Consider the following 14703-nt stretch of genomic DNA (forward strand, 5'->3'; position numbering starts at 1 on the left):
CCCTCCTCTTACGATCCTGCGCGGTTCTGCGCCAGCGGGTGCTGCAGCCAGCAGGCGGCGCGTTGTGTCGAGCTGATATCTTTCAATTCAGGATCGTACTCCTGGCAGACGCGCATGGCTGATTCGCAGCGGGCAGTAAATCCGCAGCCGACAGGAGGACGAAGCAGGTCCGGCGGAGTGCCGAAAATCGGCGTAAGCGGCTCGTCGCGATTCAGGTCCAGGCGCGGAACGGAGCGCAGCAGCCCTTTGGTGTACGGATGCTGCGGATTGTAGAAGATGTCGTCGACCGTTCCCGTTTCGATCACCTTTCCAGCGTACATGACGATGACGCGGTCGCACATTTCCGCCACGACACCCAGGTCGTGCGTGATCAGGATGATCGACGTGCCTGTCTTTTTCTGCAGTTCTTTCATCAGGTCCAAAATCTGCGCCTGAATCGTCACGTCCAGCGCGGTGGTCGGCTCATCCGCAATCAACAGCTTGGGCGAGCAGGCGAGCGCAATGGCAATCATGGCACGCTGCCGCATCCCGCCGGAAAATTCGTGCGGATACTGGTCGACGCGTTTTTCCGGCTGCGGGATGCCGACCATGTTCAAGAGTTCGATGGCACGCGCACGGGCATCGGCACGCGTCATCTTTTGATGCTTGATCAACCCTTCCATGATCTGGTTGCCCACAGTCAGTGTCGGGTTCAGCGAGGTCATCGGGTCCTGGAAGATCATCCCGATATCCTTGCCGCGAATCGCTTCCATCTCTTTGTTTGACTTATTGACGATGTTCTCGCCGTTGAAGATGATTTCCCCTTTTTTGATTTCACCCGGCGGCATCGGAATCAGCTTCATCAGGGTTTGTGCCGTCACGGACTTGCCGCAGCCGGACTCCCCTACAATCGCGACTGCTTCTCCCTTGTTGACGTAAAAGTTCACGCCGCGTACCGCTTTTACTTCCCCCGCGTACGTGTGGAAGGAGACATGCAGGTCTTTTACTTCAAGAATGCGTTCCATTGTGATGATCCCTCCTATTTGCGCAAGCGTGGGTCTACGGCGTCGCGCAGACCGTCACCGAACAGGTTGAATGCCAGCATTGTTATGGAGATGAAGAGAGCCGGGAACATCAGCCGCCAGGGGTAGTATCTCATGGCCGACAAGCCTTCGGACGACATTGTGCCCCACGATGCGACCGGAGCAGAAACGCCCAATCCAATGAAGGAAAGGAACGACTCCGCAAAGATCGCGTTCGGTACGGTCAGACTCAACGTTACAATGATCGGCCCCAGCGCGTTGGGGATCAGGTGTTTGAAAATCAGACGGCTGTTATCCGCACCAAGGGAGCGAGCTGCCAGGACAAACTCTTGCGCCTTCAATTGGATAATTTGGCCGCGGACAATCCGCGCCATCCCGATCCAACCGGTAATGGTCAGAGCGATGATGATGGTGCCAACCCCCTGCTCCATCACCACCATGAGCAAAATCACCACGAGCAGGTATGGAATTGCGTACAAAATATCGGCAATACGCATCATGATTTCATCCACTTTGCCCCCGTAGAAACCGGCGATACCGCCCCAGATCATCCCGATAATCAAGTCGATGATGGCTGCAGCAAACCCTACTTCCAGCGAGATGCGTGCGCCGTACCAGACGCGGACGAAAACGTCACGGCCCAAGTCATCCGTCCCAAACCAGTGCTCAGCCGACGGCGGCTGGTTCTTGCCTGTAAGTTCAGTCGTCCTGTAGTCATGGGAACTGAAAATCGGGATAAAAATGGCACAGGCGACCAGGATCAGGATAAAGATCAGGGAGGCCATGGCCACCTTGTTCATTTTCAGCCGGCGCCAGACGTCAGCCCAGAAAGAGAGGCTGGGACGCTTGATTTCCTCCGCCTGGCGAAAATCGACGGATATGGGCTCGAAATGCTCTTTCGTCAGTTGCATGAAACATTACTCCCTTCCTGTGTCACTCAGTTTGATCCTCGGGTCAATCAGAGTGTACGCGATGTCTACCAGCAAAACCGCCGTGACGAGGATAATCGAGTAGAACACTGTCGTTCCCATGATGACCGTGTAGTCGCGGTTCGTGATGGACATGACAAACTCGCGTCCCAGTCCGGGCACCCCGAAAATGCGCTCGATGACAAACGCACCCGTCAAAATGTTGGCAACAAGCGGACCCAGGTAAGTAATGACAGGCAGGAGAGCGTTGCGAATCGCGTGCTTGACGGTAATCGTAACCGTGTTGAGGCCTTTGGCTTTTGCCGTCTTGATGTAGTCCTGACTCATCACTTCCAGCATATTGGAGCGGGTGAGGCGTGCGATAAACGCCATCGGCATGGCAGCCAACGCAAGAGAAGGCAGAATCGTATACTCAAATCCTTCCCACTTCGCAATGGGAAACCAGCCCATTTTCATTGCAAAGAAGTATTGTAAAAATGAAGCAAGAATAAAGCTGGGAACAGACAATCCGAGCACAGCGAGAACCATGGCAGTATAGTCCTGCCATTTGTTGTGCTTCAACGCCGCAATGACACCCAGCGTGATGCCTCCAAAGATGGCAATCAGCAGGGCTTGCGCACCCAGATGGGCAGATACGGGGAACCCGCGGTTAATGATTTCATTTACCGTGGAGGACTTTTCGGCAAATGACGGCCCCAAATCCCATTTGAGGATGCCTATCAGATAATCGAGATACTGCTCATGCAGCGGCAGATTCAGCTTGTATTTGGCCTCCAGCGCGGCGCGAATTTCGTCCGGAACGTTTTTTTCGGACGTAAACGGACCACCCGGAACCGCTTTCATGATGAAGAAGGTGGCCGTTATGATCAGGAATAGCGAGAGCAGCATAAAAAAGATACGCTTGCCAAGATAACGGATCAAAAAACTTACCCCCTTATGCATTGAATGATGGTGTTGTTGCTTTCACGACCCATCTTTGCACTGCGTTCCCACGGAAAGCAGTGCAAAAATCGGCTGTGCAAATAACCCTTGTGGCAGATCTCTTGCTCTTATTCTCTCTCTATCGGCGTACTGCCGTCTGTCTCTTGCAACCAGTCCGCAAAAGATAAGGTATATGGGGTTCCATATACCTTATCCCTGCAGAACCGGGGGCCGTTGGCGTGCGCTCAAACGGCGGGGAACTCACGATTACTCAATGTACGCCCATTTCCAGTCGACGCCGCCCAGACCGTCGATGACGACGCCATGGACATCGTCGTCCTTCACCCAGGAGAGGGTGTAGAAATAGATCGGCATGATGGGCATTTCGTCCATCAGGATCGCTTCCGCTTCGGCGAGGGTCTTCATGCGCTGTTCTCCCGATTCCTTCGCGGAGCGGTTCAGCAGCTCCTTGAACTTCGGATGTTCCCAACGGGTGTCGTTGTTGCCGCCATCCTTATCCTTGTACAGTTCCAGGAAGTTGATCGGGTCGTTGAAGTCACCCAGCCAACCCATGCGGCCGACCTGATAATTCCCCTCGTGGAGGTCTTCCAGGTACACCTTCCACTCTTTGTTTTCCAGTTTCACGTCTACGCCGAGATTCTTCTTCCACTGGTCCTGAATCGCCTGAGCGATCTTTTGATGGCCCTCATGCGTGTTGTAGGAGAGTGTGATCGTCGGCAGCTTGGAAATGCCCAGCTCCTTCATGCCCTCTTCCAGCAGTTTCTTGGCCGTTTCCACGTCGTTGTCCTTGAAGTAGCCGTCCTTGTTCAGTGCCATGGATGGCGGCACGGCGCCCATGGCCGGGAGCTGGCCGGTCTGCAGGATGTTGTCAATCAGGGACTGACGGTCGATCGCATAGGCAAATGCTTTCCGGATCTTCACGTTGTTGAACGGCGGTTTCTCAGTATTGAACTTGTACCAGTAGACACCAGCGATCGGCTGAGTCGTCATCTTTCCGGAGTCTTTCAGCGCCGGAATGGCATCCGTCGGCAGGGAGCTCATCGGTGCGCCGGCCCAGTCGAGATCGCCGTTTTCATACATGTTCAGCTCGGTCATCTCGTCCTCTACCATGGAGAACTCGATGCGTTCCAGCTTGACGTTTTCTGCGTCCCAGTATTTGTCGTTTTTCACGAGCACCATTTTGCTCTTGTGCTCCCACGATTCCATCTTGAATGGACCGTTGCCCACGTGGGTGCTCGCTTCGTTCGCCCACTTCGGATTCGATTCGACCAGTTTTTTATTGACCGGATAGTACGTTCTGAACGTGGTCAGTTCGAGGAAAAACGGCGTCGGGTTTTCCAGTGTCACCTGCAGCGTCTTTTCATCCAGCGCTTTTACGCCGACGTCTTCCGCTTTCGCTTGATTCCTGTTGAAGGCTTCGCCATTTTTAATGTAGTAGAGCTGATACGCGTAGTTGGATGCCGTTTTCGGATCGAGGGCACGCTTCCAGGCGTATTCAAAGTCATGGGCTGTTACCGGATCACCGTTGCTCCAGTAGCTTTCTCGCAGGTGGAACGTGTACGTCAGACCGTCGTCAGATACGTCAATTTTTTCCGCTACAGACGGTTCCGGTGTTTTGCCGTCCTTGCCAATCCGGGTCAGGCCGTCAAAGGTCGCCTGAATGATCGCACCGGACGTCGTGTCCTCGGCAATGCCCGGGTCAGCAGTCGGCGGCTCGGAATGCAGGTTCAGCCGCAGAACTTGCGGTTTTTTCTCTTTGTTTTCGGCTGGTTGTTGATCAGCAGGCTTGTTTTGATCGCCCGTAGATGCTTGCTGACCACCGCAACCGGCCAAGGCCGCACCGAGAACAGCTACAGAACTGACAAGTGCAAAAATGCTCTTTTTCAACGCAATAACCCCCAATTCTCTGATCTTTTTTCTCTTTCTTCCTTCTTTTGTCTTTTTTCCGAATATTCAAATACCAAAAAATGGACAAGTGCTCGCGATGACTTTGACTGGCATCAACTCCTTTCACTGGATCGGCACTTCGTCGTCACGAACGAACGAGAAGGAATCCTTGTACTGCTTCAGTTCCAGCGACACGTCGGCCGCGGCGATTCCCTCAATTTGCGAAAGCCGCTCGTTGACGAAGGTGATGAGTTCTTCGTTATTATGGAAACACGCTTGAATGATCAAGTCGTGCTTGCCGCTGAACGCACCCACGAACCGAACCTCGGGAAACTTGCTCAGCTCCTCGGCCACGCTGTTTTGCCATCCCAGCTTGGTGGTCAGACCGATAATGGCCTGAACGTGCAATCCCAGCTTTTCCGGATCGGGGTGAATCACGAACTGAAACACGCCATCTTGCAACAGGCGGGTGATGCGCGAACGGATGGTGCCCTCGCTCAAGCCTAGTTGTTGAGCAATTTCGGTATAGGGCCGTCGTCCGTCTTCCTGGAGGATCTGCAGGATCTGTTTATCAACATGGTCCAGCTTTCTCATAAATACGATTTTTGTAGAACCTCCATCAGATTTTTACGAAATTCGAAAAAATCGTTAACATTTTGCCTGTCACCTTAAAAATATACGCAATTGTTATTGGTGTCAACGAATTTTGACAAGTAGAATTATAAAAAATTATAAACGGATTCTTAACAATAAATAATTTTTTATATTATATGGCAAGCCTCTTTTCTACCATTGAACCGCAATTCAGTTGATTAATCAATAATAATTTATCGGAGATTGCACATTTTTATCCGAATTGCCAGATAACAACGACCGCAGAGCGCTCTCCAGCGGTTCTCCCCTGCGCAACAGGGCGTGCGGCAGCACCGCACTCCCTGTGTTTGCTTCGGGGTGGCTCACACACGTCGCTATTATTCAACAATCTTGTAAATGAGCGGCTGCTCCGGCGGCTGCTCGCTGCTGTACGCAAACGCTTCAGCCACGTCCTTGAGGGCATCTTGCAGCAAGCGCTCGTCGTTGGCGTGCAGGGTGGCCAGCGGTTCGCCGGCGCGCACCCGATCCCCCCGCTTTTTGTGCAGCACGATGCCAACCGCCAGGTCAATCGGCATCTCCTTGGTCAATCGGCCCGCCCCCAGCACGACAGAGGCATGCCCAACCGTCTCTGCGTCGATCCCGGCCAGGTAGCCGTCCTGCTGCGCCGTGACCTGTGCGGTCAATCCCGCTTGGGGAAGGCGGTCCGGTTCGTACACGTCACGTTTGTTGCCGCCCTGTGCCTCCACCATTTGCGCCAGTTTATCCACGGCTTTGCCGCTGGCGATGATCTCCTCCAGACGGCCTCGCCCTTCGTCCACAGACGACGCCAGCCCGCCCAGCACGAGCATGCGAGCGCCGATTGCCAGCGCCAATTCCGTCAAATCCTTGGGACCGTTTCCAGCGAGCGTTGCGATCGCCTCTTTTACTTCCAGCGCGTTGCCTACGGCAAAGCCAAGCGGCTGATTCATGTCGCTGATGACAGCCACCGTCTTGCGCCCCACCTGGCTGCCGATATCCACCATTGCGCGGGCGAGTGTCTCTGCTTCTTCCAGCGTCTTCATAAATGCGCCTTTGCCTACTTTTACATCAAGCAGGATGGCATCGGCCCCCGCCGCGATCTTTTTGGACATGATCGAGCTGGCGATCAGCGGCACTGCTTCCACCGTGGCAGTTACGTCACGCAGGGCGTACAGTTTTTTGTCTGCGGGCGTCAGGTTGCCGGACTGACCGATTACCGCCACACCGATGTCCCGCACCTGTTGGAAGAACTGCTCGCGGGTGCGTTCCACCTGAAACCCGGCGAACGACTCCAGTTTGTCGATCGTGCCGCCCGAGTGTCCCAGACCGCGTCCGGACATTTTGGCCACGGGAATGCCGGCCGCCGCCACCAGCGGCGCCACGACCAGCGTCGTCTTGTCGCCCACGCCGCCAGTGCTGTGTTTGTCCACTTTTACTCCCGGAATGGACGTTAAGTCCAACTGCTCCCCGGATCTTGCCATCGCCATGGTCAAATCGCCGGTTTCGCGCGGCGTCATGCCGCGGAACAGTACGGCCATGGCCCAGGCGGACATTTGGTAGTCGGGAATGCTTCCATTTGTATAGCCGTCGACGAGAAACTGAATCTCCTCCGTGCTCAGTTCCTTGCCGTCCCGTTTCTTCGCGATAATATCCACCATGCGCATGCTGTTTCACCCCACCCTCGTGTGCTGCCGCCAGCCTATAATTTCGCCACGATCCCGTTCACCAGTGACAGGAACTGGGCCTTCACGCGTTCGGTCGTCTCCATCACTTCATCGTGGGAAAGCGGCTGTTCCAAGATGCCGGCCGCCATGTTGCTGATGCAGGAGATGCCGAGCACGTTCATCCCCATGTGACGGGCCGCGATTACCTCCGGCACGGTCGACATGCCGACGGCGTCTCCTCCCAGAATCCGCAGCATGCGGATCTCGGCCGGCGTCTCGTAGCTCGGGCCGAGCAGACCGACGTAGACCCCTTCCTGCAAGGTGATGCCCAGCTCTGCCGCCACTTCTTTTGCCACAGCGCGAAGTGATTTGGAATAGGCTTCCGACATGTCGGGGAAACGGGGACCCAGCGTGTCGTCGTTGGGGCCGATCAGCGGGTTGCGGAACGTCATGTTGATGTGGTCGGCAATCAGCATCAGGTTGCCCGGCTTGTAGCTCTCATTGATCCCGCCGGCAGCGTTGGTGACGATGATCGTCTCCACGCCGAGCTGTTTCATGACGCGGATGGGGAACACCACGGCGTCCAGTTCGTGACCTTCATAATAATGGAAACGCCCCTGCATGGCCACGACCTGCTTGCCCTGCAGCTTGCCGATGACAAGCTGTCCCTTGTGTCCGACCACGGTGGAGACGGTAAAGCCGGGAATCTCGTGGTACGGGATGACGACCGGATTTTCGATCTCGTCTGCCAGTACCCCCAGACCGGAGCCGAGCACCAGGCCGATGGTCGGTTTTTCCGTCAGTTTCGGTTGAATGTAGGCAACTGCTTCTTGTATGCTGCTCATCGTGTTTTCCCCTCTCGATTTCATTTTTTCATCTTACAATCTGGCCAAAAAGCTTTCCCCGATCTCGGGCGCCTTGACGCCAAAGTTTTCGGCAATCGTCGCGCCGACGTCGGCAAACGTGCCGCGCACGCCCAAATCGCTTCCCTGCGCGATGCCCTTGTGGTAGACCAGAAGCGGCACGTATTCGCGGGTGTGGTCCGTGCCGTGGTGTACCGGGTCATTGCCGTGATCGGCGGTGATGATCAACAAGTCACCGCTGTCCAGCGCATTGAGAAGCTCCGGAATGCGGGCGTCAAACTCCATCAGCGCCCGGCCGTAGCCCTCGGGATCGCGGCGGTGGCCATACTTGGCGTCAAAATCGACCAGATTGACAAAGCTCAAGCCGGTAAAATCCTCGTTCATCGTCTTCAGCAACTGGTCAACGCCGTCCATGTTGTCCTGGGTCCGAATGGAGCGGGTAATGCCCTCGTCGGCGTAGATGTCGCTGATTTTGCCGATCGCAATCGACGTCAGCCCCGCATCCACAAGCCGGTTCATGACCGTCGGCGCAAACGGCTTGACGGAGTAATCATGCCGGTTGGGCGTACGCACAAACGCCCCCGGCTTGCCGACGAACGGACGGGCGATGACGCGGGTGACGGCAAATTCGTCCCGCAGTGTCAGCTCGCGGGCGATCTGGCAGATGCGGTACAGCTCTTCCAGCGGCACCACTTCTTCGTGCGCTGCCACCTGGAACACGCTGTCGGCCGAGGTGTAGACGATTACATCGCCGGTCCGCATGTGTTCCTCGCCCAGTTCCTCAATAATCGCGGTGCCGGACGCCACCTTGTTGCCCAGCACCTTGCGTCCGATCCGCTGCTCGAACTCGCGGATCAGCTCGGCCGGGAAGCCGTCGGGATAGGTGCGAAACGGCGTGGACACGTGCAGGCCCATGATCTCCCAGTGTCCGGTCGTCGTGTCCTTGCCGATAGAGATCTCTTTCATTTTCCCCCAGTGCGCCTTGGGAGCTTCAACAGCCGGTACGTTTCGCAGCGGGGCAATATTGCCCAGGCCGAGCGCCTGCAGATGAGGCAGGGAAAAGCCGTCGACTCGCTCGGCGATATGGCCCAGCGTATGAGCGCCTTCATCGTTGAAGCGGGCCGCATCCGGCAGCTCCCCGATTCCGACGCTGTCCATCACAATTAAGAAGACTCGAGAAAAACGTGGCATAAAAACCGCCTCCTGCAACAATCATCAAAGTGTTCAGTCGTCAGACGTCTGACGAGGAAAAAAGAGAGACTACGCTCTCGGGTGGGTTTTCGCGTAAATGTCCTTGATGCGCGAACGGGTCACATGCGTGTAAATCTGCGTTGTGGAAATGTCCGCGTGACCCAGCATTTCCTGTACAGACCGGAGATCTGCTCCGTTTTCCAGCAGGTGCGTGGCGAACGAATGGCGCAGCGTGTGCGGCGTGATTTCGGTCCGAATGTTGGCCTTCTGCGCGTAGCGCTTGATGATTTTCCAAAATCCCTGCCGGGTGATCTGCTTGCCCAGATGGTTGAGAAACAGGGCTGTCTCGCCCGGCTGCTTCACCAGCTTCGGCCGTCCCGCCTGCAAATAGTGGCGCACCATTTGGATGGCGACGGAGCCGAGCGGGATGATCCGCTCCTTGGACCCCTTGCCCATGCACTTGACGAATCCCATCTCCAGGTTGACATCGCTTACATCCAGGTTGACCAGTTCGGAGACGCGGATACCGGTCGCGTACAGCAGTTCCAGCATCGCCTTGTCGCGCAGCCCTGCCGGAGAGTCGACCGGCGGGCTGTCGAGCAGCCGTTCCACTTCCTCGACCGAGAGCACCTTGGGCAGGCGCTTTTCAATTTTGGGGGTCTCCAGATGGATGGACGGGTCCTTGTCTATGTACTTGTCGCGGACGAGATATTGATAAAAGGCCCGGATTGACGCCAGATTGCGGGACAGGGTGGCAGTAGCCCGTCCCTTTTCCTGGAGGGTCATCAGATAGCCGATAATCTGGCTCCGCGTGGAGTCCTCGATCCGGGTCACCCCCTGCTCCTGCAGGTATGCCGTATAGGCAACCATATCCCGCTGGTACGATTCGAGCGTGTTGGGCGACAGCCCTTTTTCCACAGCCAGGAAATGGATGAATTGATCAATCAGCGTGTCCATGAAGCTGTTCCCCTTCAGGTAAGTGTCTTGATATGCTTTCCACGCGGGAACGGAAAAGTCCTCTTTTTTCCCGTGAAAAAGGTAACGGTTACTCTCCCGTCAGGTAGAACAACTGCAGCCGGGACAGGTATCCGTCCCAACTTCCGCCTCCCTGGGCATTGATCAGCTTCACCACTTTGACGGCATTGCCGTGCGGTTCGCGGTAGGGATCGCCTGGCAGGAACCTGTCTGACAAGAGGCTGATGATCCCGTAGGACAACAGCGCACAGGTAACGAACAGGAGGAAAAACCGGAGAATCTCCATCAGCCGCCGAAACGATACTCGCATCGATGCAATCCTCCCCGTTTCCGTGTTACCTCCAGTATATGCGCTGGTCTCCTGCTCCATTCGGTACGCTATACCTGCAGGTCATGCAGCGCGTCTTCCAGCGGGACATACGGCAGATTCAGCGAGGTGGCCACTGCTTCGTACACCACATGGCCGTTCAGCACGTTGACGCCGCGGGCAAGCGCGCGGTTTTGGGTGATGGCGGCGCGGACCCCTTTGTTCGCCAACTGCAGGCCGTAAGGTATTGTAACATTGCTCAGGGCGATTGTCGACGTGCGCGGCACCGCTCCCGGCATGTTGGCCACCGCGTAGTGGACGACGCCGTGCTTGACGTATGTCGGTTCGCTGTGTGTGGTAATCCGGTCCACAGTCTCGATCGAGCCCCCCTGATCGATCGCCACGTCGACGATGACCGATCCGGGAGACATCGACTTGACCATATCCTCCGTCACCAGCTTGGGCGCCCGCGCCCCGGGGATCAGGACCGCCCCGATCAGGAGGTCGGCGTCCTTTACCGCCTGTGCGATGTTGTAGTGGTTGGACATCAGCGTTCGCAATCGTCCCTGGAACAGATCGTCCAGTTCGCGCAGCCGGTTGGCGTTGATGTCGAGAATCGTCACCTGCGCCCCCAGGCCGACCGCCATTTTGGCCGCATTGGTCCCGACGATGCCGCCGCCGACGATGACCACATGTGCCGGAGGGACACCGGGAACGCCTCCCAGGAGCACTCCCTTTCCCCCGTGCGGCTTTTCCAGAAACTGTGCGCCAATCTGCACCGACATGCGGCCGGCCACCTCGCTCATCGGCATCAATAACGGCAGCGAACCGTCGTCAGTCTGGATCGTCTCGTAGGCAATCGCGACCACTTTCTTGGCACGGAGCTGCTCGGTCAGTTCGCGTTCCGGCGCCAGATGCAGATAGGTAAACAGGATCAGGTTTTCGCGAAAGAATTTGTATTCGGCAGGCAGCGGTTCTTTTACCTTGCAGATCATCTCCGCCTGCTGCCATACCTCCTCTGCACTGTCGAGAATTTCCGCGCCGGCTGCCGAAAAATCCTCGTCGGAAAAACCGGAGCCGATCCCCGCCTGCGTCTCGACCAACACGCGATGGCCCGCCTGTATGTATGCGCTCACGCCGGCGGGGGTCAGCCCCACGCGGTTTTCGTTGTCTTTGATTTCCTTTGGCACCCCGATAATCATCACACATTCGCCTCCTGTGGCTCGCATTTGCGCTTTCCTTATCATGCCACCGGAGGTCCTGCTCCATAACCCGGGGCAGAAAAAAAAGAAAAACTTCTCCCGCACAGAGAAGTTTTTCTATTTGAAGTCCTCCACGTTCACCTTGTCGATGCAGCGATGGCAGATGCCGTAGAAGGTGAGCCGATGGTCGGTAATGTAAAAGTTGTAAACATTCTTGACCTTTTCCTCTGCGGAGACAAGCAGGTCTTCAAAGATTTCATCCACCGTGCCGCAGTTCAGGCAGATCAGATGGTGGTGGTGGTACTCGGCGTTGTCGTCGCGCAGATCGTAGCGAGCCACCCCGTCGCCGAAGTTCATCTTGTGAATGATCTTCAGCTCGCTCAACAGTTCCAGGGTTCGATACACCGTGGCGAGACCAATTTCCGGGGCTTTTTCCTTGACCAAAAGGTAGACGTCTTCCGCACTCAGGTGATCTTCCTCGTTTTCCAGTAAAACGCGAACAGTGGCTTCACGTTGTGGCGTCAGTTTATAGTTCTGGGAATGTAGTTGCTGCTTGATCTTCTCTAACTTTTCTTCCAACATAAATGCCCCTCCCCGCTCGCATGAAACCTGCTCCTATTATAGTAGAGGGGTGTTCCAGAAGTCAAATACATACGTTATTAAATGAGAATTATTCTTAATTAAGCACCATTTGCATCAGCCTGGGGGAGACGAACGTCTCGAACAGCGCCGCCACCATCAGGACGGCCAGCATGACAACGACCAACACGGTGTAGCCGACGAAGTGGGGCAGGATCACGTCCCGTCTGCTCAGGAGCCGCGTTTTGATCAGCCGCATGGAAAACGAGATGCCGCTCACCCCGACGATAAACAGGGCCGGCACCACCAGCAAATTTTGCGGCAATACGCCCGCCAACGCCAGCGTCACACCTTGCCACTGAAGCTGATTCACCAGAAAGCCGACTGTAAACCCGACGACCACTCCTTTGAGAAACAGCAGCAGCAGGATCATCGGCAGACCGATGATGGACAGCCCCAGCATCCACAAGATGCCCACCGTTTTTGCATAGTGGCCGAACGCCTGTTGGAAATGGGCCGTCGGCTCGGGAATGCCCTGGCTTCCGAGCGTGTTGAAAAAGTACTGCAGAAAGCCAAACAGCTCCTGTCGCTGGGAAAGCGGCAAGGAATTGACGATCACCGCTCCAAAAATAATGCCCATCGCAAACAGTACGATCGTAAACCAGTAAAGCGACTGATGCTCTCGCGCATATGCCTGGATTGTTTGTCCAACTCTTGCCCGCACGCCGTTTCCCCTCCCGCAACGCTGATTACTGTACAGCTTATGCGGAAGTCCGGGCGCCTATGCCTTGCCTGTCACGATCCTGCCGTACGTGCCGGCTCCTCCGGCCTTGACGTTCAGCCGCCCTTCCCTGGCCTGGACGATCAGATCCGCGATTCGCTCACCGACCACGCCGGCAAGTTCTTCCCTGTCCACCCGGTGAAGAATGTTCATCTCCGTCCCAAACGCACAGTACAGCTTGTCACGCAGCCTCGGGCCTACTCCGGGAATGAACTCCAGCGGCACCTGTTCCACGTACGGGGGACGAAACGGCGGATGGATGCCGGCCGGGCAATCAGCCAACTGTTCAATCCGGTCAAAGACGCCCCGGACCACCCGTTTGAAGCCGCACTGCGGACAGCGGCCATCGGCGTCTGCCGGAAGTGTCGATTGGCACGATTGGCAGGCAGTCTGATGGTACTTCCCCAACTGCGGATGAAGACCGTAGTTGACAGCGACGCCTCTCCCCGCTTCCCTGCGCAAAGCCCGCATCCACTCCCGAAACGAGCGTTCGGCCATGGCCATCGCCTGATACTCGCGGCCGATTTTCGCCAGCGAATGGGCGTCCGAATTGGTCAGGAATGTCTTGTCATGCAGCTCCGTCAACCGGTCGGCCATGTCCGTATTGGCGCTCAGCCCCAGCTCGACGGCCGGGATGGTAGAGGGCTCCGCCACCTCCGAAAGCGAGTCGGTGCAGCTGCCGTACAGGCCTTTGTGCGGCGTGAAAATATGGGCCGGAACCAGCACGCCGCCTCCTTCGGCCACCCTCTCCTGCAGTTCCCGCAGCGTGGCTCCGATCCGCTGGGAGCTGAGATTGACGTTTTTGCAGCGTCGGGACAGCCAGTCGGTAAAAAGGCGCATCTCCCCCACGTTCGGCAGGTAACAGAGGAAGTGGGCCTCTCCTCGTCCCGGTTCTTTGATCTCCACTTCGCATCCGAGAATCAGCAGGGTCTGCTTGTACTGAACGCCGCCATCCCTGTGCTCTTCGGCCGCTCCCGTTTCCAGCAGGCCAATCAGCTCTTCCTGCACCTCGGGAGCGTGAGCGTCGATGATCCCGATGACGTCCATGCCTTTTCGCTCGGACGCTTCTTCCAGAATCCGCGTCAGGGTCATCTGCCGGGATGCGGTGATTTTGACCGGTTTGCCGCTCTTCGTCCCGCCGATGTGGATGTGCATGTCACAGAAGTAGCGCGGCAGCCGTCTGTCAACCACGTTCATGCAGCACCCGATTCTCCCAGGCAAACAGGGCGGCGACGGTCTTGGCGTCGCAAATCTCTCCCGTGCGGTGCAGTTCCTTCGCCTCTTCCAGCGTCAGCTCCAGCACCTCGACAAACTCGTCTTCATCCGGACGACTTTCCCCTTTTGTCAGTCCCGTCGCCACGTAGACGTGCATAAGTTCGTCGGCAAACCCCGGTGACGTATAAAACGAGCTCAGGAGCTCATAACTGGCGGCCTGATACCCTGTCTCTTCTTCCAGTTCGCGCTTGGCACAGGTGAGCGGCTCTTCCCCCGGCTCCAGTTTGCCTGCCGGAATCTCCACGATGGTCCGCTCCAGCGGTTTGCGAAACTGGCGCACGGCGACCATCTTGCCGTCCGGCGTCAGCGGCAGAACGGCCACCGCTCCCTGGTGATTGACAATTTCCCGCTTTGCCGTTTTGCCGTTGGGCAGCAGCACCTCATCCACCTTTACCTTGATAATCCGTCCGTCGTAAATCGTCTGACTGCTGATGGTCTTTTCGTATAAACGGTCTTGATCGCTCACGCTCATCA

At 56.5% G+C, this 14703-nt stretch carries 15 protein-coding genes; all 15 read right to left on the reverse strand.

What is annotated here, in order from left to right; genetic code table 11:
• Positions 1–8: 8 nt before the first annotated feature.
• On the reverse strand, positions 9–1004 hold the full coding sequence (locus tag Q7F15_RS11340; protein ID WP_171565561.1) for an ABC transporter ATP-binding protein: 996 nt from the start codon (positions 1002–1004) through the stop codon (positions 9–11).
• A 14-nt stretch (positions 1005–1018) separates the two neighbouring features.
• Positions 1019–1933 (reverse strand): ABC transporter permease, encoded by a 915-nt coding sequence (locus Q7F15_RS11345; protein ID WP_171565562.1) that lies wholly within the window; start codon positions 1931–1933, stop codon positions 1019–1021.
• Positions 1934–1939: 6 nt separating this feature from the next.
• Entirely contained in the window at positions 1940–2872 is a 933-nt protein-coding gene (locus Q7F15_RS11350; RefSeq protein ID WP_171565563.1) for an ABC transporter permease, read from the reverse strand.
• Positions 2873–3139: 267 nt separating this feature from the next.
• On the reverse strand, positions 3140–4780 hold the full coding sequence (locus Q7F15_RS11355) for a peptide ABC transporter substrate-binding protein (protein WP_171565564.1): 1641 nt from the start codon (positions 4778–4780) through the stop codon (positions 3140–3142).
• 123 nt (positions 4781–4903) lie between these two features.
• On the reverse strand, positions 4904–5374 hold the full coding sequence (locus Q7F15_RS11360; protein ID WP_171565565.1) for an Lrp/AsnC family transcriptional regulator: 471 nt from the start codon (positions 5372–5374) through the stop codon (positions 4904–4906).
• A gap of 377 nt (positions 5375–5751) precedes the next feature.
• Positions 5752–7056 (reverse strand): pyrimidine-nucleoside phosphorylase, encoded by a 1305-nt coding sequence (locus Q7F15_RS11365; RefSeq protein WP_171565566.1) that lies wholly within the window; start codon positions 7054–7056, stop codon positions 5752–5754.
• 35 nt (positions 7057–7091) lie between these two features.
• Entirely contained in the window at positions 7092–7901 is an 810-nt protein-coding gene (locus Q7F15_RS11370) for a purine-nucleoside phosphorylase (RefSeq protein WP_171565567.1), read from the reverse strand.
• A gap of 33 nt (positions 7902–7934) precedes the next feature.
• Complete coding sequence (gene deoB / locus Q7F15_RS11375; RefSeq protein ID WP_212132391.1) at positions 7935–9110, reverse strand: phosphopentomutase; 1176 nt, start codon at positions 9108–9110, stop codon at positions 7935–7937.
• Between the two features lie 69 nt (positions 9111–9179).
• Positions 9180–10067 carry a site-specific tyrosine recombinase XerD gene (gene xerD / locus Q7F15_RS11380; protein WP_171565569.1) on the reverse strand — a complete coding sequence of 296 codons (888 nt, stop codon included), beginning with the start codon at positions 10065–10067 and terminating at the stop codon, positions 9180–9182.
• Positions 10068–10155: 88 nt separating this feature from the next.
• Positions 10156–10395, reverse strand: coding sequence for a YqzK family protein (locus tag Q7F15_RS11385; RefSeq protein ID WP_171565570.1), 240 nt, complete (start codon positions 10393–10395; stop codon positions 10156–10158).
• A gap of 68 nt (positions 10396–10463) precedes the next feature.
• Positions 10464–11594 (reverse strand): alanine dehydrogenase, encoded by a 1131-nt coding sequence (gene ald / locus Q7F15_RS11390; RefSeq protein WP_304415534.1) that lies wholly within the window; start codon positions 11592–11594, stop codon positions 10464–10466.
• A 117-nt stretch (positions 11595–11711) separates the two neighbouring features.
• Positions 11712–12176 (reverse strand): ferric iron uptake transcriptional regulator, encoded by a 465-nt coding sequence (gene fur, locus Q7F15_RS11395; protein WP_035289716.1) that lies wholly within the window; start codon positions 12174–12176, stop codon positions 11712–11714.
• A 94-nt stretch (positions 12177–12270) separates the two neighbouring features.
• Positions 12271–12897 carry a stage II sporulation protein M gene (gene spoIIM / locus Q7F15_RS11400; protein WP_171565571.1) on the reverse strand — a complete coding sequence of 209 codons (627 nt, stop codon included), beginning with the start codon at positions 12895–12897 and terminating at the stop codon, positions 12271–12273.
• A 57-nt stretch (positions 12898–12954) separates the two neighbouring features.
• Positions 12955–14151 (reverse strand): endonuclease Q family protein, encoded by a 1197-nt coding sequence (locus Q7F15_RS11405; RefSeq protein ID WP_304414378.1) that lies wholly within the window; start codon positions 14149–14151, stop codon positions 12955–12957.
• Positions 14138–14695: an NUDIX domain-containing protein gene (locus Q7F15_RS11410; protein ID WP_171565573.1), complete on the reverse strand. Its 558-nt coding sequence runs from the start codon at positions 14693–14695 to the stop codon at positions 14138–14140. Before Q7F15_RS11410 ends, Q7F15_RS11405 begins: the two co-directional genes overlap by 14 nt.
• Positions 14696–14703: the final 8 nt, after the last annotated feature.

Source organism: Brevibacillus aydinogluensis, assembly GCF_961514395.1.
Taxonomy (GTDB): Bacteria; Bacillota; Bacilli; order Brevibacillales; family Brevibacillaceae; genus Brevibacillus; species Brevibacillus aydinogluensis.

Excerpts from the sequence above, each read along its gene's own strand:
- Q7F15_RS11345 (WP_171565562.1), bottom strand. The coding sequence starts at position 1,933 with ATGCAACTGACGAAAGAGCATTTCGAGCCCATATCCGTCGATTTTCGC.
- Q7F15_RS11370 (WP_171565567.1), bottom strand. The coding sequence starts at position 7,901 with ATGAGCAGCATACAAGAAGCAGTTGCCTACATTCAACCGAAACTGACG.
- Q7F15_RS11365 (WP_171565566.1), bottom strand. The coding sequence starts at position 7,056 with ATGCGCATGGTGGATATTATCGCGAAGAAACGGGACGGCAAGGAACTG.
- Q7F15_RS11360 (WP_171565565.1), bottom strand. The coding sequence starts at position 5,374 with ATGAGAAAGCTGGACCATGTTGATAAACAGATCCTGCAGATCCTCCAG.
- fur (WP_035289716.1), bottom strand. The coding sequence starts at position 12,176 with ATGTTGGAAGAAAAGTTAGAGAAGATCAAGCAGCAACTACATTCCCAG.
- deoB (WP_212132391.1), bottom strand. The coding sequence starts at position 9,110 with ATGCCACGTTTTTCTCGAGTCTTCTTAATTGTGATGGACAGCGTCGGA.
- Q7F15_RS11340 (WP_171565561.1), bottom strand. The coding sequence starts at position 1,004 with ATGGAACGCATTCTTGAAGTAAAAGACCTGCATGTCTCCTTCCACACG.
- Q7F15_RS11385 (WP_171565570.1), bottom strand. The coding sequence starts at position 10,395 with ATGCGAGTATCGTTTCGGCGGCTGATGGAGATTCTCCGGTTTTTCCTC.
- Q7F15_RS11405 (WP_304414378.1), bottom strand. The coding sequence starts at position 14,151 with ATGAACGTGGTTGACAGACGGCTGCCGCGCTACTTCTGTGACATGCAC.
- xerD (WP_171565569.1), bottom strand. The coding sequence starts at position 10,067 with ATGGACACGCTGATTGATCAATTCATCCATTTCCTGGCTGTGGAAAAA.
- ald (WP_304415534.1), bottom strand. The coding sequence starts at position 11,594 with ATGATTATCGGGGTGCCAAAGGAAATCAAAGACAACGAAAACCGCGTG.